13 protein-coding genes and 3 pseudogenes are annotated in these 26801 nt (G+C 37.4%); 7 read left to right on the top strand and 9 right to left on the bottom strand.

Annotated elements, in window-relative coordinates; translation table 11 throughout:
• The first annotated feature begins 90 nt into the window (after positions 1 to 90).
• The 5 genes from LBE40_RS00795 (at position 91) to LBE40_RS00775 (ending at position 15067) form a co-directional block, all read left to right on the top strand.
• Positions 91 to 3402, top strand: a complete 3312-nt coding sequence (locus tag LBE40_RS00795; RefSeq protein ID WP_004861288.1) for an autotransporter outer membrane beta-barrel domain-containing protein — start codon at positions 91 to 93, stop codon at positions 3400 to 3402.
• A 723-nt stretch (positions 3403 to 4125) separates the two neighbouring features.
• Positions 4126 to 7413, top strand: a complete 3288-nt coding sequence (locus LBE40_RS00790; RefSeq protein ID WP_004861286.1) for an autotransporter outer membrane beta-barrel domain-containing protein — start codon at positions 4126 to 4128, stop codon at positions 7411 to 7413.
• Between the two features lie 700 nt (positions 7414 to 8113).
• Positions 8114 to 10423 carry an autotransporter outer membrane beta-barrel domain-containing protein gene (locus LBE40_RS00785; RefSeq protein WP_004861283.1) on the top strand — a complete coding sequence of 770 codons (2310 nt, stop codon included), beginning with the start codon at positions 8114 to 8116 and terminating at the stop codon, positions 10421 to 10423.
• A gap of 146 nt (positions 10424 to 10569) precedes the next feature.
• Positions 10570 to 11817 carry an autotransporter outer membrane beta-barrel domain-containing protein gene (locus tag LBE40_RS00780; RefSeq protein WP_004861279.1) on the top strand — a complete coding sequence of 416 codons (1248 nt, stop codon included), beginning with the start codon at positions 10570 to 10572 and terminating at the stop codon, positions 11815 to 11817.
• A gap of 139 nt (positions 11818 to 11956) precedes the next feature.
• Positions 11957 to 15067, top strand: coding sequence for an autotransporter outer membrane beta-barrel domain-containing protein (locus LBE40_RS00775; RefSeq protein WP_004861275.1), 3111 nt, complete (start codon positions 11957 to 11959; stop codon positions 15065 to 15067).
• Positions 15068 to 15418: 351 nt separating this feature from the next.
• Here LBE40_RS00775 and LBE40_RS00770 read toward each other — a convergent pair whose 3' ends face one another.
• From LBE40_RS00770 to parA, 4 genes are all read right to left on the bottom strand, one after another.
• On the bottom strand, positions 15419 to 15829 hold the full coding sequence (locus tag LBE40_RS00770) for a hypothetical protein (RefSeq protein WP_004861272.1): 411 nt from the start codon (positions 15827 to 15829) through the stop codon (positions 15419 to 15421).
• 1832 nt (positions 15830 to 17661) lie between these two features.
• Entirely contained in the window at positions 17662 to 17904 is a 243-nt protein-coding gene (locus LBE40_RS00765; RefSeq protein ID WP_004861265.1) for an EexN family lipoprotein, read from the bottom strand.
• A 1472-nt stretch (positions 17905 to 19376) separates the two neighbouring features.
• Entirely contained in the window at positions 19377 to 19607 is a 231-nt protein-coding gene (locus LBE40_RS00760; protein ID WP_004861258.1) for a hypothetical protein, read from the bottom strand.
• The gene (gene parA / locus LBE40_RS00755; protein ID WP_004861255.1) at positions 19604 to 20233 is read right to left on the bottom strand and encodes a ParA family partition ATPase; all 630 of its coding nucleotides are present in this window, start codon (positions 20231 to 20233) and stop codon (positions 19604 to 19606) included. The genes LBE40_RS00760 and parA overlap by 4 nt, the downstream gene beginning before the upstream one ends.
• A 581-nt stretch (positions 20234 to 20814) precedes the next feature.
• Between parA and LBE40_RS00750 the strand changes: the two genes are divergently transcribed.
• Positions 20815 to 21144: a protein tyrosine phosphatase family protein gene (locus LBE40_RS00750; protein ID WP_004861252.1), complete on the top strand. Its 330-nt coding sequence runs from the start codon at positions 20815 to 20817 to the stop codon at positions 21142 to 21144.
• A gap of 221 nt (positions 21145 to 21365) precedes the next feature.
• Here LBE40_RS00750 and LBE40_RS00745 read toward each other — a convergent pair whose 3' ends face one another.
• The 3 genes and pseudogenes from LBE40_RS00745 to LBE40_RS00735 form a co-directional block, all read right to left on the bottom strand.
• On the bottom strand, positions 21366 to 22388 hold the full coding sequence (locus tag LBE40_RS00745) for a bifunctional riboflavin kinase/FAD synthetase (RefSeq protein WP_004861250.1): 1023 nt from the start codon (positions 22386 to 22388) through the stop codon (positions 21366 to 21368).
• Positions 22388 to 23233 (bottom strand): TIGR01459 family HAD-type hydrolase, encoded by an 846-nt coding sequence (locus LBE40_RS00740; protein WP_004861247.1) that lies wholly within the window; start codon positions 23231 to 23233, stop codon positions 22388 to 22390. The genes LBE40_RS00745 and LBE40_RS00740 overlap by 1 nt, the downstream gene beginning before the upstream one ends.
• A gap of 1296 nt (positions 23234 to 24529) precedes the next feature.
• Positions 24530 to 24685, bottom strand: a pseudogene (locus LBE40_RS00735) (nuclease); the annotation flags it as partial.
• On the opposite strand from LBE40_RS00735, the pseudogene LBE40_RS00730 reads away from it, so the two are divergent.
• Positions 24665 to 24841: pseudogene (locus LBE40_RS00730) on the top strand (P-type DNA transfer ATPase VirB11); the annotation flags it as partial. The pseudogenes LBE40_RS00735 and LBE40_RS00730 sit on opposite strands and share 21 nt — an antisense overlap.
• Here the strand turns inward: LBE40_RS00730 and LBE40_RS00725 are convergent.
• Positions 24837 to 25181, bottom strand: a pseudogene (locus LBE40_RS00725) (hypothetical protein); the annotation flags it as partial. The pseudogenes LBE40_RS00730 and LBE40_RS00725 overlap by 5 nt on opposite strands.
• Positions 25182 to 25976: 795 nt before the next feature.
• Positions 25977 to 26720, bottom strand: a complete 744-nt coding sequence (locus LBE40_RS00720) for a hypothetical protein (protein WP_004861237.1) — start codon at positions 26718 to 26720, stop codon at positions 25977 to 25979.
• Between the last annotated feature and the right edge of the window lie 81 nt (positions 26721 to 26801).

The raw sequence follows: 26801 nt of genomic DNA, 5'->3' as shown, positions 1-26801 counted from the left end.
TTAGGTTAAAGACAATTATCCATTTTCTACTCTTCTTATGAAGTTCGCGGGGGAATGAATATTTGGGGCTTCTATAAAAGGAGAGTACTAGTGTATAAAAAATCCCTTTTATCATATACAACGACAGCAGCTATCATACTGTTTAACATCCAATTCAATGCACATGCTAAAACCCTTGAAGTTTCTCAAGAGAAAAAAGAAATCGCCAACGAAACCTATGAAATTATTCATGCAAAAAACGGTGGCCAAATTATTGGCGACCATTTAACTGTGCTGGGAAATAAAGATACAAGCCAGATCTCAAACAAAAGCGTTTTTGCTGTAACCACTGAAGGCAATAACAGTGCGATTAAATTAAATAACACGACCATTCAAGGCACCGATTCTGTCATTTCCTTAGGTATTGAAGCAAAAGAAGGCGCTATACTTCAAATGACTGGAGGAACCATTAGGGTTTCTAACACTGGTGTTTACTTCTCTAACAGCCAGAACGACAAAAATAACCTGAAAGATGTAGTGATAACGAGTAGTGAAAATAGCACGCCACTGATCAATGGAATAAAAGCAGACAAAAGTATAGTCGCTTTAAAAAATGTAAAAGTAACTCAAGCCACCGCCGGTATATTTGCAAATGATCACTCGACAATAACAGTCTCAGGAGGGTCATTTAATGTACGCGAGGTAGGAATAAATGCCCAAACCGGCAGTACGATTATCTTAAATAATGCTAAAATTACATCATCTAATAACAATGGACTCCTTGCAAACGGTTCAGGATCTGAGATTAAAATGACGGGAGGGTCCGTAACCGCGAACCAAACAGCATTGTATGCAATCAACGGTGGACAGATTGATACCACAGATGTTGCCCTAACAACAAATGGTAAGGGAAGTGGTGCAGTTGCCCTTGGCTCTGGTAGTATAATAAAATTGCATGGACACACAACAATCGACAATACTGTGAACGGTCTTGGAGCAGTTGGTGGGGGCAAAATTACTAGCGAAGAGTTAACAGTCATCGGTAGTAAAGCAATCAATTCAGACCCGGACAGAGAACGCTCTGGTGTATGGACAGCGGACGCTGGTAGTGAAATTCACTTAACAGGCAAAACAACCATCGAAAATGTTGACGAAGGTTTTTATGCAGACGGTGGGAGTAAAATTGTTAGTGGAGATTTAACAATAACCGGTAGTGAGTCCGAAAAAACCACCGGTGTGGGAGCCTATGAACCGAACAGTTTAATTGAATTAAACGGTAAAACGATCCTTCAAAACTTTGATGTTGGTCTTGCTGCAGCCAATAATAGCACAATTAAGATGATTAATGGCGGTATTGATACAGTTGCAAGCAAGATAGCAGCAAAAAAAGTTGCACTATCAGCACAAATTAACGGGCACATTGATCTTGCAAATGCTTCTGTAACAACAGAAGTCGTTGGTTTGCATTTCATGTCTTTCTCTACAGAGAATCTACAAAAAAATCAAAGCAGTGAAATCAATCTAACCAATGCAGATGTTCATGTTGAAAATGGAGCCGGAATTCTCGTCGGAGCTATTGTTGAAAAGAGCATTGAAAATCATGCTGCTCCATCAATTGGTACAGTTAATCTTAAAAATTCAAAGATCCATGCCGATGTTTTATTAGATGACGGTATTTTGTCGAACAAAATTTGGAGGAAAGATGAAAGTTGGTGGGGTGGTAAAGATGTTAAGGAAATATTCAACGGTACCTTCACATTAAACGCAGATCATTCCACTTTAGAGGGCAGAGCAAAAATTGCACAAAAAAGAAATGTACTCTTTGATTTAAAAAACAAGACAACATGGACCTTGAAGAATAGCACAAAAGAAAAAGACGATGAAGGTAATCTGCTTGATATCACTCAAAGATCACGTTCTGATATTTCTGTGCTTAACCTCAATGACAGCACTATTTCTTTTAACCGACCAACAGAAGAGCATTATCACACATTGCATATAGGTTCTGGAAAACCAGACACGCAAGCAGTTTACAACGCCTCTGGCGATGCAAAGATTTATTTCAACACTGCATGGAGTGATGGCGATGCCATAGCTGATCAAAAAACTGATAAACTTCTGATTCATGGTAATGTCTCAGGCTCCACAACAATTTATATCACAAGCGATTTAGGGGATAAAAATAGTGTAGTAAATGCTTCTAATCCTTCTAATACAGGTGGTCTTTCGCTCATCCAAGTTTCTGGAGAAGCGAAAGAGGATTCTTTCAAATTAGCCAAGGGCTATACCACGATAGGGGGAGAACCTTATAAATACACGCTCACTGCCTATGGACCAACATCAAGCCATGGTAACGCCGATATTGGGCAAAACCTCTTTGATGAAAAGAATAAAAATTTCTGGGATTTCCGCTTACACAAGGCATTTCTTGACACAGGTTCAGGCTCTGGTATCGTATCTGCCCCCGTACCACAAATGGCAAGCTATTTGGTCATGCCAAATACTCTCTTCACTACGGGCTTAACCGATATGGCTAAGCAAAACGCGTTTTTAGCCGATATGAGAACATCCGTCTTAGGAAGAGAAAAAAACAAACAAACCGGTTTCTTCCTTTACACTTACGGAAGCACAGGAACCTTATCTTCTGAGCGTGGCCCTTTCAAATATGGTTATGGTGCTGATATTCGTTATGCTGCTCTACAAGCCGGTGTTACATTGGCAGCAATTGAGGACCAAAACGTAACCACACGTTTTGGTCTTGTAGGAACCTATGGGCAAATATCTTTCACCCCAAAAGATATGCAAGATGCTGGGAAGAGCTCACTGGATAAATGGTCACTTACAGCCTATGGCAGCATACAGCATGACAATGGATTCTACATCGATACACTTTTATCCTATGGGATAATAAAGGGAGATATCACCAATGCCGTCATTGGCAAAACTGCAAAATTGAAAAATGCCAAAATGTTGAGCATCTCCACCACCGTTGGCAAACAATTTGCAACTGGAATGGAAGGCTTAACCTTCGAACCCCAAGCACAACTTGCTTATCAACATTTGATGTTTGATACCATTTCAGATGCCGATAATCTTACCATTGATATGAACAATCCCCATCAATGGTTGATCCGAGTTGGTGGACGTTTGACAAAAACTGTTGTCACAGCTGAAAATGGCCATTCTATTTCCCTATACGGCAAAGTAAATGCGGTCAAAACTTTTGGCGACGATGAAGCAATACATATTAATAAAAATTATCAACGTGATCCTTTGGGCTCTTTTATTGAAGGCGGGCTTGGTATCAGTGCGCAACTGTCTCCAAACATCTCTCTTCATGGGGATGTCAGCGCTCAACAAAAGCTTCAAAAAACTGGTATAACTGGAGCAAGTTTTTCAGGCGGAATACGTTATCAGTTTTAAAACAAAATTGTAACAATAAGTGTATCGTTATCTGTACAGTTTATCAAAAAAGGCAGTACATTGTGCTGGCTTTTAATTTATAAATCCGAATTGCCTCATCAAAACCCTCCTCCCCTTTTATTTTCAATGTAGAAAAAAGGCACACTCATAAATTACTACAGTTAATAGTAAATGGTATGGATGTTTCTATAATATAGAAACTCTGACGAAAAGAAAATTTCTTGTTCCTCTCATAATAAGTTTTAACTGAATATCCTGTGCGAAATCTTGTTATTATAAATAAATATAATTAAATAAATTATATTTATTTATTTCTTATCCATAGCATAATCTATTCTTTAATGTGTGATTTTCACTCGTTTATTTGTCATGAAACACTATGTATGCGCAAACAAAAAATTGAAAAATGATAAAAAATAGAATACCCCTTCTCTCAGCAGTTAAACTGTTAAGAAAGTAAAAAGAATAACATACAATGACATGATCAAATTTACCTGCTTTAAAAAAGCATGGAATAAAAAAACAATTTATAAAATTAAAACTCTCTAAAATATCAATACATATAAATTAAAAAACAAAAATTTAAATATAAGTATTTTATTTTAATAATATAATTTAATTTTAAACTTTACTTAAAAATTTAAGTACGATAAAATACTCTTTTATCATCTTCATTAAACTTGAAAGATGACATGCGAGACTTATAAGTTCAGGTGATATTAGATGTATAAAAATACTCTTTTATCATACACGGCTATAACAGCGACAATATTATTGAGTGCTCATTCCAATGCACACACCCGCTCCTTTTTTGCTAATAAAGGGGCAGATAAAATTGCTCCAACTGGAGAAAACTACGAAAATGTCTATGCACTGGCTGGTGGTAAAATTCATGGCAAAGATCTCACAATCAGTGGACTTCCAGTACAAGAAAGATCAACAATAAAAGCCATAAGTGGTGTAGAAGCTAATCAATCCGGTAGTATCATTGAGTTAGAAGGAAACACAACGATAAAAAACGTTGCAACCGGTTTGTGGGCACATGAAAGTGGTAGGATTAAGATGACTGGCGGCTCCATTCGTCCAAAAAAGGTGAACATACGGATACCGATCGGTGTAGAAGCCGAAACGAATGGTAGCATTGAACTAAAAAATGTAGCGATTGAAGTAAGCAATCAAGACCAAAATACAAAGACACCCGATAGAACTGAGATAATAGAAGGGGTTGGAACGAGTATAAAAAGCGGAGGAACATTGAGTATGTTCGCTAGCTCCATTAAAGCTAACCACCTAGGTGTCGCTTTTGAAGAAAGCCATAATGATAAAAACGCGTTAGAAAATGTTAAAATTGATATCATTGGCCCTCTCATTGCCTTCAAAGAGAGCATAGGGATAAGTGCTATCAAAAAAAGCAAAGTTTCTTTAAAAAATATAACAATTACGCATGCAAGAACCGGCATACATGCAAATGATAACTCTCAAATAACAATATCGGGCGGCTCAATCCAAGGGAACAATATGGGCATATATGCCGAGAAAGAAAGTACAATAACCCTAGAAAATAATATTGAAATCTTATCCAATGACTACGGGCTCTCAGCCAACGGTTTACAGTCGCAAATCACCATGAAAGGAGGAACACTTACCACCGCTGGTGCTCAACCTGCAGTCCTAGCTAATTCTGGCGGGAAGATTTATCTTACAGACGTCATTGTACATACCAATGATGATGGAACACTGACACAAAAACCACAAGAAGAAGATGAGATATTAATGACGCAAGGACTACAAGCACAATATGCGCAATCGAAAGTCATCATGATAAGGGGATCAATGACCACAACGGGCTTGCAACCTGCTGTTTTAGCTGGTTCTGGAGGACAAGTCGATCTTATCGATGTTTCTATGAACGCACGCAATGTTGGATTACAAGCACAAAATGAGCAATCAAAAGTCACAATGAAGAGAGGAACAATTACAACGTCGGGAGAAACATTGTCTATAACCAGAAGAAATCCTGCTGTTTTAGCAAGTTCTGGCGGACAAATTGATCTTATCGATGTTTCTATAGAAACCAATGATATAGGGCTACAAGCACAAAATGAACAGTCAAAAATCACTATGAAAGGAGGGGCACTTACCACAACGGGGTGGCGATCTGTTATTTTTGCAACATGTGGTGGGCAAATTGAGCTAGTAGATGCTCACATACATACCGATAGCAATGGACTCACAGTACGAGGAAACCAATCAAAAATTATACTCAAAGATTCAGAAATCCGTGCCAACATTTTATTAGTAGGCCGCCCAAATCAAGGTGATTCTGGCGAATCCAGCGTAATCGCAAACCACTCTATTTTAGAAGGGAGTGCAAAAGATTCAGAGAGAAACCCTACCCAAACAGTCTTGAGTTTGATCAATGGCACAACATGGTATTTAAAGGCCAGCACAAACAACAATAACAACCAACCATTTGATCTGACAAAGAAATTACATTCCACAGTTTTTATGCTGAATCTCAACGATAGTACCATTGTTTTTAAGGAACCAACGCAAGACCAATATCAAACATTACATATAGGGACTAAGACACCTAACACCATAAATAACACCGTAACAAACAAAACAGTCTACAGTGCAACAGGCAGTGCAAAGATTTATTTCAATACCCAATGGAGTGATAGTGCACCAACAGAACAACAAAAAACGGATAGGCTTCTTATTCATGGCAATGTATCAGGTACTACAACAATTTATATCAACAACCTTTCGAAAAATGAAAGCAAAAAAGCAAAAAACTCTGTTCCTTGGAATAGACGTGGTCTCTCGCTCGTTCAAGTTTCTGGAAAAGCAGAAGAGACTGCTTTCAAACTTGCAAATGGCTATACTACAATAGACGGTTTACCTTATAAATACGTGTTGAACGCCTATGGCCCCACATCGAGCAATGGAAAAGCTGATGTTAGCCAAAGCCTCTTGGGAAAAAATGAGAATTTTTGGGATTTCCGTCTGCAAAATATTCACCTTGATCCTGAGGAAAAAACCAGAGCACTTGTACCACAAGTAGCAAGCTATTTGGTGATGCCTAATGCTGTATTCTCCGCTGGATACGCTGATGTAAACAATCAAAATACACTATTAAACAATACACAAATAAGAGTGTTTTATCCTGAAACGCGCAAAAAGAAAGGAATTTTCTTATCCTCCTATGGTAATAAGATCATACTATCTTCTAACCATAATCCACTACAATATGGCTATGGCGCCGATGTTCACTATGCTGCCTTACAAGCAGGAATCACATTAGCTGCACTAGAAAATCAAAACCTCACTACAGAGTTTGGTCTTTTGGGCACATACGGGACACTAGCTTTTACTCCAAAGGATATGGAAGGCTCTGACAAGAGCACGCTGAATAAATGGTCACTCACTGCATATGGTAGCGTTCATCATAATAATGGCATGTATGTCAATGCATTCTTCTCCTATGGAGCTCTGAAGGGAAATATCACCACAGCTCTGATCGGAAATACTGCAAAGGTCGATAATACAGAAACATTGAGTGCATCTGCCATCGTTGGTCAAAAAATAATAACTGGTATTGAAAAATTAATCTTTGAACCACAAGCACAACTTGTTTATCAGCGTCTCATACTCGGCTCCTTTTCAGATATCGATGGATTTAAAGCAAACATGGGCAATCCTCAACAATGGTTGGTAAGGATTGGCGGACGTTTAACGCAAACTATGCTCCCTATTGAGGGAGACCATACTGTTTCTTTCTACGGTAAATTCAATATACTTAAAGCTTTTGGCGACAAAGGCACGATACAAGTTGGTAATACGTTCCATCTTGACTCTATGGGAGCGTCCCTTGAAGGAGGACTCGGCGTGAATGCGCACTTATCGCAAAATATTGTACTTCATGGTGATGTCAGTTATCAACGTAATATTCAAAAATCGGGCATATCTGGAACCAATTTTTCTGGTGGAATACGCTATCGGTTTTAATGTAAAATTATGAATAACAAGCGTATTTTTTGTCTGGTTTAGCAAAAAGACAGCATAGTGTGCTGTCTTTTTTATTTTAACCTGTCATGAAAATACTCGTCGAATTACTGTTTCTTTCTTCATATCTTTCTTACATCATCTATCTTGAGCGAATTCACTTCACTCATCCCAATGTAACAAAATACTTCGTCTTTAATTTATACAGAACTCCCAAAAAAGTTGCCTTTGTGTTTTATAAAAATCGAATGACCTCAAAAATCTCTTTTGTATTAATTAAAAATTTAAAGTATTTTATCTTTTTATGTTTAAAAACACATAATATGTCCACTTCTTTTCCTACAACAGAAAAAACCTGCTGCAAATTTTTAGCAAACGCATAAAGCAATATCCATTTCAACTCTATAGAATTTTATGATGACAATTTTTGATCCATGAACAATTTTTCAAAAGATCATGATTCACAGTGTTTCTTGAATATAGCTTGACCAAGCGAGGTTTTCCAAAATTCGTTTTTCCACTGATTAATGCATCACTCTTTTAAAAGATTTTCTGAAGCAAATCTTCAAACTATAAAGAATACCATTGTATAATTTGTTTTGTTCTTTACAATAAAGACATAATGATATAAATAATCTCGAAACTTGCGCCATCAGGGGAATGAAGTAAGCATCAAAAGCATATCAATATCAAGGATATATCTATGTATAAGAAAAATTTTTTATTGTGTACAATTGCTGGAGCTTTCGTTTTTTCTCATTTTAATTCGGCTTATGCAGAAAATTCCCCTCGTGAAATCCCTAAAGTTAATGTTACTAAGGGAGAACAGACTTTTAACAACGTTATTATTCGCGATAGAATTAGCACTGTGAACGCGAAAGGCTCAAAGACTGTAGTCACGATTAAAAAAGCAGATATGACCTCAGAAATGGTTTCATTTAATGCAACAAAAGGTGCCCGCATTAATGCTAAAGAAGTAGATGCAAAGACGCTGATAACAGGGTTGGAAATTGCAAACGGTATAATCAATCTTGAAGATTCTGTTGTAACCGTCAAAGGAAACCATGAAAGCTATGGTATTAAATTTGATTTCATTACAAAATTTGTTAAAAATGAAGGTGAAGAAGTTGTCAATCAGGCAATTCTTACCAATACGAAACTTCTTGTGAAAGATGGTATTGGTATTATAGGGCCCTTCTCAAATGGTGAGATTAAACTTAAAAACTCAGAAATTCGTGCTGATGTATTATTAAAAAATAAAAGCATGCTAGGAACTGCCCCTGTCATTCTTACATTAACTGCTGATCATTCAATTTTGGAAGGAAGAGCAAAAACATTACAAAATAACACAACAGCTTTTACTTTGAACAATGACAGCAAATGGCTTCTAAAGATTAGTAAAAACGAAGTAGATAATGATAGCATTATTAAACTGTTTAACTACTCACTGCTTGATATTAATAAAAGAGCACATTCTAACATTTCAGTCCTTAATCTTAACAATAGTTCTATCGTATTCAATACGGAGGATCATTATAAAACCTTGAGTGTAGGAAGAAAGCCACAAGCTGAAGAGCCTAAGCCGCTGGAAAATAAAGTTCCCAATATAGCGGAAGTTTACAATGCAACAGGCAGTGCAAGAATTTATTTTAATACCGAATGGAGTAATGGTTTAGCAAAGGAACAACAAAAAACTGACCGTGTTCTGGTTCATGGTGATGTTTCAGGCACCACAACAATCCATTTCAACAGCCTTTCAAAGAGTGAGACATCAAAGGCAGAAAGTTCTGCTCCAGACAATTCTATTCCTTTAAATACACGTGGTCTTTCACTCGTGCAAGTTTCTGGAAAAGCAGATGAAAATTCCTTCAAACTCGCAAATAGCTACACCACGATGGGCGGTTTACCTTATAAATATACGTTAAATGCCTACGGCCCCACATCAAGCAATGGAAAGGCTGATGTTAACCAAAGCTTCTTGGGAGAGGATGAGAATTTTTGGGATTTCCGTCTGCAAAATGCTACCCTTGATCGTGAAGCAAAAATCAGAGCTCTTGTTCCTCAAGTAGCAAGCTATTTAGTAATGCCTAACGCTGTATTCTCTGCTGAATTTTCTGATGTAAACAATCAAAACACGCTGTTAGACAATATGCGAACAACAGCAGTTAGACCAGAGGAGAATAAAAAGAAAAGGATTTTCTTATCTACTTACGGCAATAAAAGCACATTATCTTCCAGTCGTAGTCCCTTAAAATATGGCTATGGTGCTGATGTTCGCTATGCTGCATTGCAAGCAGGCATTATGTTAGCAGCGCTAGAAGATCAGGATATGACCACGAGCTTTGGTCTTTTAGGCACATATGGAAAACTGGCTTTTACCCCAAAGCATATGGACGGCTCTGACAAGAGTACATTGGATAAATGGTCACTCGCTGCATATGGTAGCCTCGACCATAACAATGGCATCTATGTCAATGCGCTCTTCTCCTATGGAGTTCTGAAGGGAAACATCACCACAGCTCTCATCGGAAATACAGCAAAATTGCATGACACTGATACATTGAATGCATCGGCCACTATCGGACAAAAATTAGCAACTAATGTTGCGGGATTGGTTTTTGAACCCCAAGCACAGCTTGTTTATCAGCATCTTATGCTTGGCACTCTCTCAGATGTTGATGGTTTTAACGTACATATGGGCAACCCTCATCAATGGTTAGTACGCGTTGGAGGGCGTTTAACGCAAACAATGATGCCTGCTGAACAAGGCTGCGCCATTTCTTTCTACGGCAAACTGAATATGATAAAAGCTTTTGGTGATAAAAGGACAATACAGATTGGCGATACTTTCCACCTTGATTCTATGGGATCTTCAATTGAAGGTGGACTTGGTGTTAATGCGCACCTCTCTGAAAATATCGCCTTTCATGCTGATGTGAATTATCAACATAAACTGCAAAGAGCTGGTATATCTGGAATTAATTTGTCTGGTGGAATGCGCTACCGCTTTTAAAAATCTTTGATTTCTATTTCTGAAATAAATGCAGCGCTGAAATATAAGCAGCGCTGTTTATGTCTGTACATTACAAAAAAGTGTAATGCGTCAAAAAATTATTAAATTTCTATCAAAAAGAAGAAAAATATATCAGGAGCCTCTTTATGCATAAAAAGAATTTATTATTATGTACAGCCGCTTATGCTTTGTTTTTTTCTTATTTTAACCTCACTTATACAAGTAATGCCTCTAATACCTCTGGTGGTATTGTTTCAAGTGCCAACACCACTTCTTCAACACCGCAAACCACTCTTAACACATCACCAGAAGCTCATGTGAACCTGCCCTCAAAAGTTAATGCTGCCGCCCCATCTGCTGCGGATACTGAGAAACCGTCTAAGCTTGCAGACACTAAAGAAATCACAACTTTATCCCATGCCCCTCTCGATTCTGAAGTAAAAGCCAAAGCTCTCACACCACAAGTGGCAAACTATTTGGTAATGCCTCATGTGATGTTCGCCATTGGACTTGCTGATGTAAACAATCAAAATGCGTTGTTAGACAATGTACGAATAACAATGTTTGAACCAAAGGATCATAAAGAAAGGGGGATTTTTTTATCTACTTATGGCAACAGACTCATGTTTTCGAGCTCTAATCCATCACAAGATAGTGCTAATGCGGATATGCACTATGCTGCATTGCAAGCAGGTCTTACATTAATAGCGCTAGAAAATCAAAATATTAGCACAGATTTTGGTTTTTTTGGAACATACGGGAAATTAGCTTTCACCCCAAAGGACATAGAAGGCGCTGAAAAGAATATGCTTGATAAATGGTCACTCACCGCATATGGAAACATTCAGCATGACGGTGGTATCTATGCGAGCACATTCTTCTCTTACGGAATTCTCAAAGGAGATATCACCACTGCTTTCATCAAAAACACTAAAATAGCAAATGACGCAAAGACATTAGGGGCTTCTGCTACCGTTGGACAGAAATTGCCAAGCATTATTGAAGGCGTAATACTTGAACCCCAAGCACAACTTGTTTATCAACGTCTCCTGCTAGGCATTCTCTCAGATGCCGATAAGTTTAAAGTAAATCTAGGTAATCCCTACCAATGGTTGCTCCGTATTGGCGGACGTTTAACGCAAAACAAAGGACATGCCGTTTCCTTCTACGGCAAAATGAACTTTATCAAGACTTTTGGTAAAAAGAAAACCATACAGATTGGTGAGAGTTTTCAACTTACGTCTATGGGAACCTCTATTGAAGGTGGCTTAGGTGTTAATGCGCACCTATCGCAAAATATCACGCTTCATGGTGATATCAGTTATCAACATAAACTCAAAAAAACTGGCATATCTGGAGTACATGTTTCCGGTGGAATGCGTTACCGCTTTTAAAAAATACTTTGATTTACATCTTGAAATACAACCAGTACCACATATGTTTCATTTTGAGCTTTATAAAAATAACATATTGAATTAAAAATCTATCAAAATTTTTATTAAAGAGCGGGGATAAGCATTTAGGAATATATATATGAAAAAAAGTTTATTACTATGTACAGTTTCTGGAGTTCTATTATACTCTTATTCCAACCTGTCTTATGCCCTTAATGCAACAACTACTCCACCATCAACTGGAAATTATACACCTGGAAGCTCAAAAGCTCAGCCTGCATCTACAATCACAACACCTACAGGAAAAGATAATCCTACAAGCTCTTTTTCATCTAAAGAGAATCCTCCTACAACTGTACCCTCTAAATCTTCCCCCCTTGAAAAACCTGCAAGTTCTATGAAGCAAACGTCTGGAAATTCTACGTCTAAACAAGGAAGTTCTGACGCTCCAAAGCCTGAAGCAAAGTCTCCATCTAAAGAAATTGTGGCAACAGATGAGGTTGCTGCTTCTGGAACACCGCGTACGCTTACTCAAACAAGTGGAGACTCTGCAACAACCTTAAAAGCTCAAACTACAGCGAATGTACAATCTACACCTATAAAGCCCCAAAGTACAGGAAATGATGTAACAAGATCTACTACTAAAGGGCCTCAAGAACCCACAACTACAGATATCAGTTCTCCCGCTGGTGAAACGCTTCAACTTGCTCAAGTGGGAACAAAACCTACAGAGACTGGAACAGGAGCAAAATCTAGAAGGCGACAAGGTGCAGAAGAATCTCCTTCTACAAAGCCTTCCACCAAAGAAAACTCACCTAATTTTCCCGTATCTTCCACACAATCAGAGCCTAAAAAACCAGCAACAGGGGTACCACCAACACTTGTGAAACAAGTGACCGAACAACCAGTAGCTGTAAAACCAGTGCTTGAAAAAAAGGTACCGGAACAGCCGATAGCTGCACAACCTGAAAAACCAATGCAAATTGAAGAGGTGCAATCTGGAATTAGGGCTGTAAACGGTGAAACTGTAGCTCTGCATAACGCTAAAATTTATGACAGAAACTTGGCTGTAATTGCAGAAGGAAAAAATTCAGTAATCAAAATAGTAGAAGGGACAGTTACAGCAAATTTTATTGCACTTGCTGCATCGGATGGTGGAGCTGTTTATGCCACAGGTGTTGCTGTAACAACAGTATCAGCTGGTTTGGTAAATACAAATGCTACAATCAATCTTAAGGATTCAACTGTACATGTCACAGGTGATTATGCAGCTAGTGGTATTATTTTTCTGAGCAATCCTTATATACCCAGAGAACGTTATACACGTAGCGCTGAAAAAAAGGCTAATGCCGACAATGCCATTCAAGAACAAAACCTTGCCAATCAAGTAAACCTGAATAATACAAAGCTTTTTGTTAAAAATGGTGTTGGTATTAGTATTTATGGAGCAGACATGAGTGCTGAAATCAGCCTCAAAAATTCAGAAATCCATGCAGATGTTTTATTAAAAAATACAAAAGAGAAAGGAAACTCTGCGCATCCCTTTACGTTGACTGCAGATCATTCCTTTTTAGAAGGCCGAGTAAGAACATTAGCAGAAAACAAAACAGTTTTTGATCTAAAAAATCATACGAAATGGTTTTTAAAAGAGGATAAAAACGTACTAGACGATGATAAAAATCAATCTAATTATAAACAATTCGGCGTTAACGAAAAGTCGTACTCTAACCTTTCTAGATTGAGCATCACAGACAGCAGCGTTGTTTTTGACAAACCAATTGCAGGATATTATCAAACTTTGTTTGTAGGACCTAAATCGCAGCAAGGAGGTGAAACTTCCAATAAACCAGTAGCTTATAGTGCAACAGGTACTGCAGAGATTCATTTAAACACCAAATGGAGCAGTCATTCTCCGGTGAGAGAACAAGAAACCGATCGTGTTGTGATCGATGGCGATGTATCAGGGAGCACCATTGTCCACATCAATCTCCTAGAGAAAGATCAAAAAATAACTGATAGCAGTTCTATTTGGGGAGAACACATGGCTTCACTTCCTTCAGAGACGCATGGAATTTCAGTTATTCAAGTTTCTGGAAAAGCTAATGAAAACTCCTTCAAGTTAGCAGGGGAATATATAACAATGGGTGGTTTACCTTATAAGTATGTACTCACTGCCTATGCACCAGGGGCATCCCATGCTAACCAAAACCTTTTTGGTAAAAATGATAACAACTTCTGGGATTACCGGTTGCAGAATGCCTACATTGATAAAGATAAGAAGATCAGAGCCCTTTTACCACAAGTAGCAAATTATTTAGTCACGCCCAGTGCTTTGTTTTCTGCTGAGTTTTCTGATGTGAACAATCAAAATGCACTGTTAGATAATATGCGAGCAACAGTTTTTGGAGCAGAGAATAATAAAAAGAAAGGCATTTTCTTCTCCTCCTATGGTGAAAAAGTTACCTTATTTTCCAACCGTGATCCACTGCATTACGGCTACGGCGCTGATGTAAACTATACTGCTTTGCAAGGAGGTGTGGTATTAGCAACCCTAGAAAGTAAAGATATCAGCACACATTTTGGTCTTGTAGGAACATACGGAAAACTTGCTTTTACTCCAAAAGATATGGAAGATTCTGAAAAGACGGCGCTTGATAAATGGTCGCTTACAGCTTATAGTGGCATTCAACATAGCAGTGGCCTATACGTAAATACACTTCTTTCCTACGGAAAACTGAAGGGAAATATTACCACAGCTCTCGTTGGAAATGCTGCAAAACTAGATGGTACTGAAATGCTTAGCGCATCTGCTACCGTGGGACAAAAATTAGCAACCAGCTCTAAAAGGCTAATGTTTGAACCACAAGCGCAATTAGTTTATCAAAATCTCTTGTTCAATGTTTTCTCAGATGCCAATAATTTGGAAGTTGATATGGGCAATCCGCGTCAATGGCTAGTACGCCTTGGCGGACGTTTGACACAAACTCTCACCACCACAGAAGAAAAAAATGCTATTTCCTTGTACGGTAAGCTGAACGTACTCAAAGCTTTTGGTGATGGCGGAACGATAAAAATTGCTGATACATTTTATCTCGATCCTACCGGATCTTCAATTGAGGGTGGCATTGGTGTCAATGCTTATCTCTCTCAAAATATTGCATTCCATGGTGATATTAGCTATAAGCAAAAACTTCAAAAAGCCGGTGTATCGGGAACCAATTTCTCTGGCGGAATACGTTATCATTTTTAAAACAGATCCAGCATCAATTTTATTACAAAGCAGCATCAATTGCTGCTTTGTATTGATTAAATTTCTATTTTCAAAAAATCTTATCGGAAATATTAAAAAGCCATTCGATATCAAAGGAAAGCTCCTCCCAATCAACAAAATAGGAATACACACCCCTTCCCTTTCTTTAAAAGCACTCTCTTACAGCCAAAGAACAATTTTTTCGTAATGCGGAATCAAAATTGCATAAATGACGAAGCAAAAGACCAAGATATCCAAAAGAAGTTAAAACACACACCCTCGCTAGAAAAAACAATATACTAGAGTAATTATTTTAATCATTTAGAACATCCAGTATTGACTGAAAATGCCTCACCAGTTCCCCTCTGCTTCTTTTGTCCGAGCAGCTATTTGAACAGCTTGTGAAAGATCATTTACTGTATTCAGATGCGTTTGAAGCAATTCACTATTACGCTGTAATTTTTCTTGTAACTCCGATAACAAGCTTTCAACCTCACTCTCAATATCTTCATTCATGTAGCGCTTTACATCGCCCATAGACTTATTAAGATCACGTAAGCCACGTATTTTACATGAATTGATCTCTTCATAATCTGGAACACTATTGCTTTCTAGCATATTACTTTCATAATCAAGCACCTGTGCCAATCCTTTAACAGCAGCTACAAACTTTGTCATCGCCCAATCACGATCAATAAGATTGTTATCAAGAATTTTTGCTTTTGATGCAAAACTATCATCACCATATGACACTACAGACATTTTTTCCCCTTCAACGGTATTGTTCAATCTTGCTCTCAAATAAAATAAGGGAGATTAAACAGCTTCTCTTCAATGCTGATACACTCAATTGAGTTCATAGTGCGAATATTGCTCCGACAACAGCACGACAATACTTAAAAGCGTATACCTGTTTAACTTTCTAACACATTATATGGAAGACTTTTTCTTTTGCTCCAAAACCACCATTGGCGTAATACCAATTCCAATTCATCAAAACGCTGCAAATCCTCAAACTAATGCGCAACAGAACAATGTGGAGCAAATATCAAAACTTCCCAATTTGTTCTGCCTATATTCAACTAAAAACCATAATGCATTGACAATACCATATGCCAACAAAAACTCGTAGCATATAAAGATTCAAATTCCTTAAAGATTCCAGCATTTTACCCTCCATAGCACTTGGCTTTTTACGCATCTTAATTTTGCATGACACTCGGCACTAGACAGGATCAACTTGCACCAATCCAGAAAAATCCCCTCTTTTTACATGCTCTCTTCTGCACGCATGCAGCATTCCGCACAAAATATAAGAAAATTATTTTCTGAACATAGCCACGCTATAATATCAAAAAGATAACTTAAAAAAACCATAGATTTCCTTTTTCAATTACTATTCGCTTTTCTTTGCAATAAGCGACTATATAGTATTTCTTTAACCCTTTCAAGGGTTCTCCAAAAAACGTAAAATCCTATAATCTTTCAATATCATACGCCCTTAAAGCTATGGCCATTGAAATTTTTAGCCTTTATCTTTACAATATGATCTTCTCGCAGATCATTTTATAAAATAACGCACAGTTAGTTCACTGTTAATATCACTTCTTTACGCTTACTTAATACGTAAAAGAAAAAGCATAGAAAAAATAATTTCCCCTGCACAAATAAAGCCTCTGTTGCAAATGCCATTTATTATTTCCAATCTTCAGGAAGAAAGTGTACTGTTGCTCTTTTCTTTCAATAATCATATTTGATATTTTTTCATAAACAGCTTTAACCGATCTATTATGGTGTAAAAAATCAGAGAACCTGTATAAAAAAGCTTTTTACCACATACCTCCTGCATAGAAAAAACAGCAAAGCTTCACTTTTTCATTGCCCTACAGCACTAAAATACCTCGACTCCTCATAAAAAAGAAGGATTTTAAGCTTGCCGCATACATTGTATCAGCATATATTACAGACTGTAACATACTGTTATTCATAAAATTGATACCACAAAGAACAGAAAGAGGTTCTTATGGCTGACATAATAAAAACCGCTATGCTTTATTCAACATTGATTGTCACCATCAATGCTTTTGTCGTTATCTTAGCTCTCATAATAAAAACACATTAGCTATACTCTCTTAGCTTTTTCGTGATCTGTGCAAACAAGCGCCAAAAACTCTTATAAAATCCCCAAGCTCTTATAAAATCAAAGAAAGATCCTAAGGCAGGTGATAAATCCACCCGCCGATTCCAGCTGTCACTTTCAACTACTTTCGTGTTAATTTTTGATTTTTATATGTATTTTTAACAATCAGGCTTAATATTTTCATTCTACCTTAAGTCATAATATTCCTCAGAATGATTTTTTCATCTTCTCCCTATAAAAAAACAAAAAACCCTAAACCTCATTGGCTTTTGGTGAGATAGATAAATGTAGTGCAGCTCATGCTTATATTATTTACAACGCAAAGCTATTTTCTTTCATAAAAACTGTTCTTTGCATCTAAAAAGAGAAAACAGTATTGTCACAATTACTTTTATTTATAATTTCACTACCATCCTGCTATTCTCCAGATTCAAGAGCTTGTGAATCCGATCATTTATTCCTCTTTTAAAAATCCCTCATCTAAGCTTTCTAATATAAATTCAGCGACAGCCGCTACGAGGTTCTGACAATTCTTAGATGACGAACGTAAAGACGGTTTCATCTTTCCACATTTTTGTACCCATTCTTCCACCAATTCTCTATCTTTTCTAAACTCTGCTACACTATAAGTTTTTTCACAACCAACAACGACAAGCCCCGTACAAAGAAGCAATGCTGTTATAATGACTTTATTCACGATTAAATTCCCCTTCTGTCTTTCAATTTAATAATAAAGATATGTTTCACGTGATCTTTGTATCGCGCTTAAAACACTTTCTTTCGATAAATATTTGTAACGTCAACACAAACATGTTGAAGCAAAACGTATATGTAATTATAAGCATTTGTAATGATTGAAATCATTGCAATTTGCCAGTAAGCAAAAACAACATACATTCAATGAACGAATTACATCCTCATCATTCTTAAATTACCGGAAAAGTGAAGAAAACTTTGATATAATTGCTGTGCGCTTAAAACAATGCCAATAGCAGTACTCAAAAATAACCCTTCATATCCCAACAAAACAAAAAATTGAGATACCCCCCCTTGAGAACTACCACAATTATATCAAATACTGTGAGAGCATAAAACAGCACAAAGAAAAGAAGAAATATCAATAGATATGATAAAGAATTTCTTTTACGCACTTGCAAGAGAGTAAGTTTTATAAAGCATCAATATCAGTAAACGCATTATTTATTTTTAGCCTCCTCTCAACATGAGTATAATTTAATAAAATAAAAAGATGTATAGCTGAAAAAATAATCAAAGCTATTATAAAATTACAGTATCTGATTTTTTATAATAAAATAAGCAAGAAAAAATTTTACATTTAAAAGCAATATCAATACAATTTTATGAAAAAATCTATCAATTTATTCAGATGCTATAAAAGTAGCAATCGATATTACTTGTAGGAAAATACATGTCATGCAAGTAATTGATTATACGCAATGTTTTCTTGATGAAATTCATCATGCACACTTGGAACTTGCAGAAAACATTAATCTTGGCAAAAAACCATACCCTTTTCCCTCACCAGCAGCAATAAAATAACAAATATTTTGTCCCCTCTTCGCTCCAAAAGAAGAAGATTCCTCCCCTCTCCACCAATTTATAATCAGATTGCCTTCCCTCGAGTACGTTTCACTTACTGCCCCTTTAAGTGATTTACTTCTAAACACACTTAATTCACTTCTAAATTCTCTGTGCAAGTCCTGCCCTAAATATTTTCAACTTTACACTTCCATACTTGGTTAATACAGAAAACTGAAATCAGACAGAGAAGACATTGCTTGTAATATGCGTGAATGCACCACCTATAAACGCCCTAAAGGACAATGTTGTACAGCATTGCCGGCAAAAGTACGTACGAACTTTAGATGAATTAAATTGGATATACGCACCTTTATCTATTTGAATACCACAATCGCCTTCTTTTTCATTGTCACGATAATGGGATTATATGATAGTTCCTATCCAATCCAAAACCAACTAGCCAATACCAGATTTACTGAATTCAGCTTTTTAAAAAGATGCAAACAAACAAAGCAAATCCGGCACACTGCACAATCATAATATATCCCACCAGAGTTTTATATTTATGACCTCTGCTTCCTAGGAGAATAATCAAGTCAATAAAAACTTATTATCGTATATCATTTTTTACACTTTTCCGTATTTCTGTGAAAGCAATTCGCGCACCTCATCTGCTATTTTTGTTCCACGACTTGCGCAACTCATCTTAATCAAACGATGCAAACTTTCCGGCACATCAATGGTGAGGCGCTTCATACCTCCATCCATGCTTCCTTTGTGGTTTCCCACCCATGCATCAGCTGTTAAAGGAATTGATTTATTGGTTGGCTTCGTACCAATCTTAATTTTTTTGCTCATAGTTCTAGCTCCTTAATTTCTGCTGCAACAGCTTCAATCTCTGCTGCTGCTGGTCCTTGCTTATCCACTTCATAAACAGCCTTCCCCTGTGCTGCAGCTTCCGCAAAAATCACGCGCTGCGCAACGCTGGCAGAAAGAACATGTACTGGATATACTCCAAGAGCTTCGCCCACATCACGCCCTATCGCTGTATTGACTATTTTACGATTAATAACAAAAGCAGATTTCAGATTTTCTTTATAAACACGCGCTTCATCAATAAGCTTTACAATTCCATCAGCTGCCCAAATATCATATGGACTAGGCTGTACAGGAATGAGCACCAAATCGGAAGCCATAAGAGCACTACGAGCAAGATCTGTCACGCGTGGAGGACCATCAATAACGATATGATCATAATTATAGCCAATCTGTGTAATTTCTTTGTGAACCGTTGCACGCGGCAAACCAACAACTGAAAACAAAGGATCATCTTCACGAGCAGCAGCCCAATCCAATGCACTCCCTTGCGGGTCAACATCAATAAGCAACACACGTGCTCCGGTACGTGCAAAGCTAGCAGCAAGATTCACGCTCAACGTGGTTTTCCCTACACCCCCCTTTTGATTCAGGACTCCAATGATCATTAATTACGCCTTTCAGTTTTATCGTTTTTACGATTATACAGAAAATAACAAAGTAGGCAAGCATCTAACACACGCAAAACAATCACCTCTCTTATTTCACGAGAAAAGCTACAGACACGTACTCTATACAGCATCCATTAAATACTTGAAGCATCCTTATCCTTCGCCACAGCTAATACAATTAAAAAAATCAATCCTTCCCTAAAAACCTCGGGCAGAAACACCATCGTACAGTACAAACAAAGGATGCCAACATAACCAGATGCGAAAAAGTATCATTATATTAACTACCCTGCGTGTTGCACCTACCCTTGCATTAAGACAATTCACCAAAAAGCATATAGAATACTTTTAAAACAGTTTTTGTTCACGTGCACATCTCTTTTTTAACATGGCAAGTAAAGGATTTTTTTATTGATATAAGGGAGATAAAATATCTTAATAATCGTGGCTCATTTTTTTCCAACGAGATCTATTTTTCTCGACAAAGAGAACATTTTTGTTATCATCAGAAAATTTCACCTTAATAATATAGCATAGCAGAAAAAATCATGTAGCTATAGCTATGAGGACAAACAAAGATGAACTTACAACAAATTGGCCCTGATATTTTTATCAGCGCCCAAATCAGCGTTGAAAATATCAAAGCATTAGCACAAGCTGGCTTTAAAACAATTATCTGTAACCGCCCCGATCAAGAAGATCCTCATCAACCTGATTTTTCCACCATTAAAGCAGCAGCACACGAATATGGCATAAAAGCACATCATATTCCTATTGTACCACCTACCATACAAAAATCAGATGTTGAAACCATGAAAACAATTTTAAAATCAGCATCTGTACCTCTTCTTGCTTATTGCCACCACGGAACACGTTCAATGCACCTTTATCGTTTAGCCTGTCTTTAATCACCAGTCTTAACGGATCAGAAAGAAATAAACGGTAAATTTTTGAACTATAATAAAAGCCATAAAATTTCATAAGTTTCTGAAAAAGATAAAGATCATGCTTAAATCAGATCTCCATACATTCGTTTCCCCCTCGAAACAACGAAAAACACATATCTTCCATGATGTCTTAGAGTATATTTTCGTGATTATAATCAGTTTAAGTGCTATCGTTGGCGCTCTTATATCTTTTTCAGATCAACTGAAGGCATATTTTTAAAAGTAAGCAATCGATCTAACTGCGACAATGGTTGTATTGCCGCCAAAATTGCTTTTGCTGCTTCTTCATCACGTTGCATTTGCGCAATCAAAGGCTCAAGACCATCAAATTTTTCTTGCCCCCGTAAAAACTGTAAGAAAGAAACGGTACAACTTTCTCCATAAAGATCATCGTTAAAATCAAACAAATAAGTTTCCAGAAGCGGTGCGCCATCTTTAACAACCGTTGGACGACAACCAAAACTTGCAACCCCATCATGCAAAACACCGTTAGCACGACGCAATCGTACTGCATAAACCCCATGCGCCAAACTAACTTGAGGAGATAACATCTGGTTAGCGGTAGGAAACCCTAAAAGGCGTCCGAGTTTTTCGCCTTGGATAACATTTGAGCGTACCCGATAACGATACCCCAATAAATGGGCTGCTGTTTCCACCTGACCTTGTGAGAGAAGCTTACGAATAGAACTAGAAGAAATGACCAACTGTTGGAGATCTTTCGTACTAGAGACGCAAGGAACTTGCACAACCTCAAATCCATATTCTTCTCCCCTTTGACAAAGAAGGTGTAGATTTCCACTTCTCTGATGACCAAATTGAAAATTTTCACCCGTTACCACAACGGAAACATCAAAAGCTTGTTTTAAAATCACATGGATGAATTCATCCGCTGAAAGAGCCGCAAAATGGGCATCAAATGGCTGTTCAATCACCCCATTAAACCCGAGAATTTTAAAAATTTCTGCTTTTTCAGCAGCTTCTGTCAAGCGATCAACAGGAGCTGAGGAGCAAAAAAAACTCCTTGGATGGGGTTCAAAGGTTAAAACAACAGCTGGCCTATTCTTTACGCGCGCTAAATCAAGTGCTTTTTGGAGCACCACCTGATGCCCACAATGAACACCATCAAAGTTTCCAAGTGCTAACACCGCTCCCCGCCAAGCCAAAGGAAGCATATTTGTCCCCTGAAGACGCAAAAAGTTAGACATTACTGAAGGGCCCACATTACCGCTTGTGGCTTATAGCCATGACGTTCAAGAAAAGAGTGCAACGCTTGCTTATCCACCACACCATTTTGCATATAATCATAACGATGAATTCCCCCCATGATATAAAGCGCATCAAGTCCAAAATGAAATGCACCTTTGATATCGGTCAAAAGACCGTCACCAATAGCTAAAACTTGACTTTTTTCCACTTTCCCACGAATTTTTTGAAGTTTTTCAAAAGCACACTCATAAATGGGCGCATAAGGTTTTCCGGCAATGCGCACCTCTCCCCCCAATTGTTGATAAAGGCGCGCCAATGCACCAGCGCACCAAAACTCTTTATTTCCATAATGTACAATCACATCGGGATTAGCACAAATAAAAGGCAAATTGCGTGCCCGCATACGAAGAAACATCTCCTCATAAGCAGATGGTTCTTCATCAAGATCTTCAAGAAAACCACTACAAACCACGACAGAGGCTTCCCATTCTTCAACCAGTTCACAATCTAACCCTTCGAACAATATCAAATCACGTTGCTGTCCAATGAAAAAAACTTTCCGCGGAGCAGCGCGAATAAGATCACGCGTCACATCCCCTGAAGTAATAAGTGCATCATAATAATCTCTATGAACATTCATACTTTGTAATTGAGCAATGACATCTTCGCGTGGTCGAGGTGAATTGGTCAAGAAAATGACATTTTTTCCCATCTGTCGAATTTTGTGCAACACGCTCAATGCAGGTTCAAATGCGTGCACACCGTTGTGCACAACACCCCAAACATCGCAAAAAACAGCATCGTAATGCGCTATAACAGTATCAATGTGGGTAAGTTCATTCATGTTGCACCTGTTTATATCTTTGCCATTTTATAAAATTGTCTCTACTTCAAAATTACTTAATCGAAAAAGTATCCTTCTGTCATCTTCTTTCCCAACCCTGTATTTCCCCTCTTAATCGCTTTGCATCGCGTATAGAGATCATGAGAAATGATAAAACAAAAAGCTATCGTTAAAGGGTGCAAAATTCTGAAATGCCTCATATCAAAAGCTTACAATTTTACAATGTTCCTTCACCTCATAAAAAATTTAATTCTAAATATTACTGTATTGATACAGTTTCTTACCTGAAATACTCAAGTTTTTATTTTAAAAACACACGGAAATAAATATTTTAACAAAGGCGACCAAAAGAAAAAATCCCACTTTTCTAAGAGAAAATTCACTTAAGGGCAAACGAGAGACATACAGCAAACACAGTATTCGTCATTGTCTATGCAATGCATTGACTTTAAATCTTAACAGCCAGCCATTAGATTGTAAGTGCTATTTCTCTTCTCAAATCTTCTGATGAGAAAAAGGAAATGGGAGAACTACTAAAATTGGAGTATCAACCACAGACTTTGCAGTTATTATGACTTTTAGCGACACGTATCTCAATTAATTAACTGACATACTCTTTATTGCGTCTAGCACCACCTGACTACAAGATTACACTTATTCAATAAAAAAGCAACCGTTGCATATTTTCCTTCTATTATGTAAGTGAAGTAGTAGAATACGAATAAAACTGTGCGCATTGAATTGAGAAATATGAGGGGATTAATAAAAGATTTGATCACGCGTCGCGACAGTGAAGAAGAAATTTTAAACGAAACACAGCAAATTTTATCCCATAGGCACCAAAAGAAATATATTGGAATACACACTCTTTTTTTTTGCAAATTCGTAGACTGGTTAAGACCATATTAGGAATCATAGGAGAAGCAAATTATTTCATACTCGCCTTTTGTTTTGTTGCTTACGGATTGAGAGCAGCAAACAGACGAGCAGAAATGTTTAGAATGCCTTTCATATGCTTATTAATTCTATTTTTTATCTTTGGTTTTGGCGCTTCATGTCTTATTTGGGTTTATGACACACTTTTATTACGTCTCGCACCATCCGCTCACACTTTTTGATTGATGTTACGAAAGAAAGCACACCACCACTACAGAGTTCGTGCAAATACAGTTAAAACTGGAAAACTATTTAACTACATTGATGCTTTACTTGCTTTCTAAAGTTTTTCTGAATTCTTTTAAGGATCAATAGGATTATAAGTGCATTGTCTTTTCTCCACTCTTCTGGTTGTTCAAATTAGCTAGACCACAATCCCATTTGTGCTTTTTGCGCTGCAAATTATAAATTTTTATAATCTGCTGGTGAAGGGAAATGACGCTGATCTTTTATCAAAATCATTACCCACTCTGTAAGCCTCGCGCGCGCCAAATCAACCCCATCAACAAAACACTTCCCAATAATGAACGCATACAAATTGTTATGCCTCCAGCAGTCACACCAAATACAATCAGTATGACAATTCGTAAACCTTTATCACGAACTTTTTCTCTTGAAAGTTTACACAAAAACAATCTGTTTTCTGTCACCCAAAACACCAGTTTTACACCCTCTCTTTGTGCCATTTGATGAGCATCTTATCATTGCGTAGCCGCCGTTCCCCTATGCTTAAAAGTCCTTCTAGCATATCAACCTCTGCAAACATCTTGGTGAAAAAACTAAAACTCCCATCAGGCGCTCTCATTTCTTGCAAAACAACAACCGCCTCCATCGGCGCTCTCGTAAATACAATAAGCCTGTTTTCCTTATCAAAAGCACCAAGCATGGGGGCCCAAATAGAACTGTCAAGAAAAGCGGGTAAGTTCTCAAGACTTGTCGAGATATCATCCAATTGTTCTAAGGTATAGCCTGCCGTGAACACTGGAAAAAACGTGAAAGGCTCCCCCTTTAAGCACCAAGACGCTTTTTAAAAACATTAAAAGTCAATTATACAAATCCGAATACATCGCTGTTCTATAAAAATGGACATGTGCACCACTAACATAAATTAACACCAGTCTGTTTCTGTAGAAAAATCATAGCACAGCTTCCAATTTCCTTGTAATACACACGCATTTAATACAACCAGTAATTGCCAACTTATTGATCAATAAGTTGCATAATCACCATTAATTTCTGCATGAAAAATATCTTCGCCCTTGTCAGCTTTCTCAAAAGTTTCAAGCATCTCTGCATGAGGGATATACACATCAAACGGTAGTCCTTTTCATGAACAACTTTAATTAAAGTAATCTATATGAATTCAGACACTGGAAGCCGTAGAGGTGCTCATATTTGAATTGCCCTGATAGTATATCTAAAATGGTTTTCAGAGAGCTTTTCCTCTGTCCAATGATCAAAATTAATCAACTCAACTTCATTGTACTCGATATTTTCAAGCTTTTTCTCTCCACTGATAATATTCTGAAAATATTTTTTTGAAGTATTATTGAACCGTACCTTCAAGCTAAACGATGAAAAATCTTTTACCACCAACAATTACAACCCTTTTGCAAAACACCAAAGTAAAAATAGAAAAACTATTTTAAGAGCAAACGTCCCTTGAAAGAAATGCACAATCAATTCCTCTATACACAATATACGCAAAGATTCTCGTAGCTTATTTCAATTTTTCCTACGCTGCATTGCAATTCGCTTTATAAGATTTTCGAGATAAACATCAAGTGAATATGTAAGTCGAAGCCAATCACGAAGGTGCAAAAGGATTATAAGATCCATTAGCCCTTCGCCATTGTGAAGGTTCAGTGAAACTGCTTGACCAAAGACCAATTTTATTATTGCGTGCTGTTTCTTCAGCATGACGATACTGTACTGGAATAGGATTTTTACTCTCTTTTGAAAGCACCAACATACCCTCTGCAAGACCGGCTTCAGCTAAATCAACCCCTTGAACAAAACATTGGGCATAATAAACACCATTATGCATAAGATTCTGCTTACAGGATAAATCCTGACCAAGTGTTTTAGTAACCAACCAAGCCGTTGTAACTGCACCACAGGGCCATTCTTGATCATTTAATTTTGCTTTTTGACGCGGAGCACAGGTATCCACACCATAGAGATGAATATCACGAACAACATGCTTACGCCAAGATTGCGCAACAGGAGTGACCAATTTAAATGTAACGCCACTAGTAACCGATGCCATCCCCTGAAAAACAGCCGCATTATTCTGTGAAACACTCTTCTGTAGATGAAGAACTGGTTCAGCTTTTGCTAAATGCTGTTTGGTGATGAGTTGCGTTAACTTTCCCTGTTCCAAATGCATATCAACAATATCTTGAACATCTCGCATTGTGAATATCTTGAGAATGCTCAAATCTATTTTATCTTTATATTGGCTTACCCCCCACAAAATAGATCCCATAATGTAAACAATAACGATCTGTTTAAATCGTACTCGTTTCATACATTCTCTTAAAAAATTCATTGTTTCTCTGCCCTTTTTTACATTTTTACCAACAACCCTTCCTTGCTCTTGGAGAAAAAACTATTAGCCGAATGGGTTAAG

The sequence above is a fragment of the Bartonella taylorii genome, assembly GCF_023920105.1.
Classification (GTDB): Bacteria; Pseudomonadota; Alphaproteobacteria; order Rhizobiales; family Rhizobiaceae; genus Bartonella; species Bartonella taylorii.
This window is presented reverse-complemented; position numbering and strand designations above follow the sequence as displayed.

What these genes read in the sequence shown, in the direction of transcription:
- parA (WP_004861255.1), bottom strand. Translation starts at nt 20,233, where the DNA reads ATGATCATTGGAGTCCTGAATCAAAAGGGGGGTGTAGGGAAAACCACG.
- LBE40_RS00785 (WP_004861283.1), top strand. Translation starts at nt 8,114, where the DNA reads ATGTATAAGAAAAATTTTTTATTGTGTACAATTGCTGGAGCTTTCGTT.
- LBE40_RS00780 (WP_004861279.1), top strand. Translation starts at nt 10,570, where the DNA reads ATGCATAAAAAGAATTTATTATTATGTACAGCCGCTTATGCTTTGTTT.
- LBE40_RS00750 (WP_004861252.1), top strand. Translation starts at nt 20,815, where the DNA reads ATGAACTTACAACAAATTGGCCCTGATATTTTTATCAGCGCCCAAATC.
- LBE40_RS00740 (WP_004861247.1), bottom strand. Translation starts at nt 23,233, where the DNA reads ATGAATGAACTTACCCACATTGATACTGTTATAGCGCATTACGATGCT.
- LBE40_RS00720 (WP_004861237.1), bottom strand. Translation starts at nt 26,720, where the DNA reads ATGAATTTTTTAAGAGAATGTATGAAACGAGTACGATTTAAACAGATC.
- LBE40_RS00790 (WP_004861286.1), top strand. Translation starts at nt 4,126, where the DNA reads ATGTATAAAAATACTCTTTTATCATACACGGCTATAACAGCGACAATA.
- LBE40_RS00775 (WP_004861275.1), top strand. Translation starts at nt 11,957, where the DNA reads ATGAAAAAAAGTTTATTACTATGTACAGTTTCTGGAGTTCTATTATAC.
- LBE40_RS00760 (WP_004861258.1), bottom strand. Translation starts at nt 19,607, where the DNA reads ATGAGCAAAAAAATTAAGATTGGTACGAAGCCAACCAATAAATCAATT.
- LBE40_RS00745 (WP_004861250.1), bottom strand. Translation starts at nt 22,388, where the DNA reads ATGTCTAACTTTTTGCGTCTTCAGGGGACAAATATGCTTCCTTTGGCT.
- LBE40_RS00770 (WP_004861272.1), bottom strand. Translation starts at nt 15,829, where the DNA reads ATGTCTGTAGTGTCATATGGTGATGATAGTTTTGCATCAAAAGCAAAA.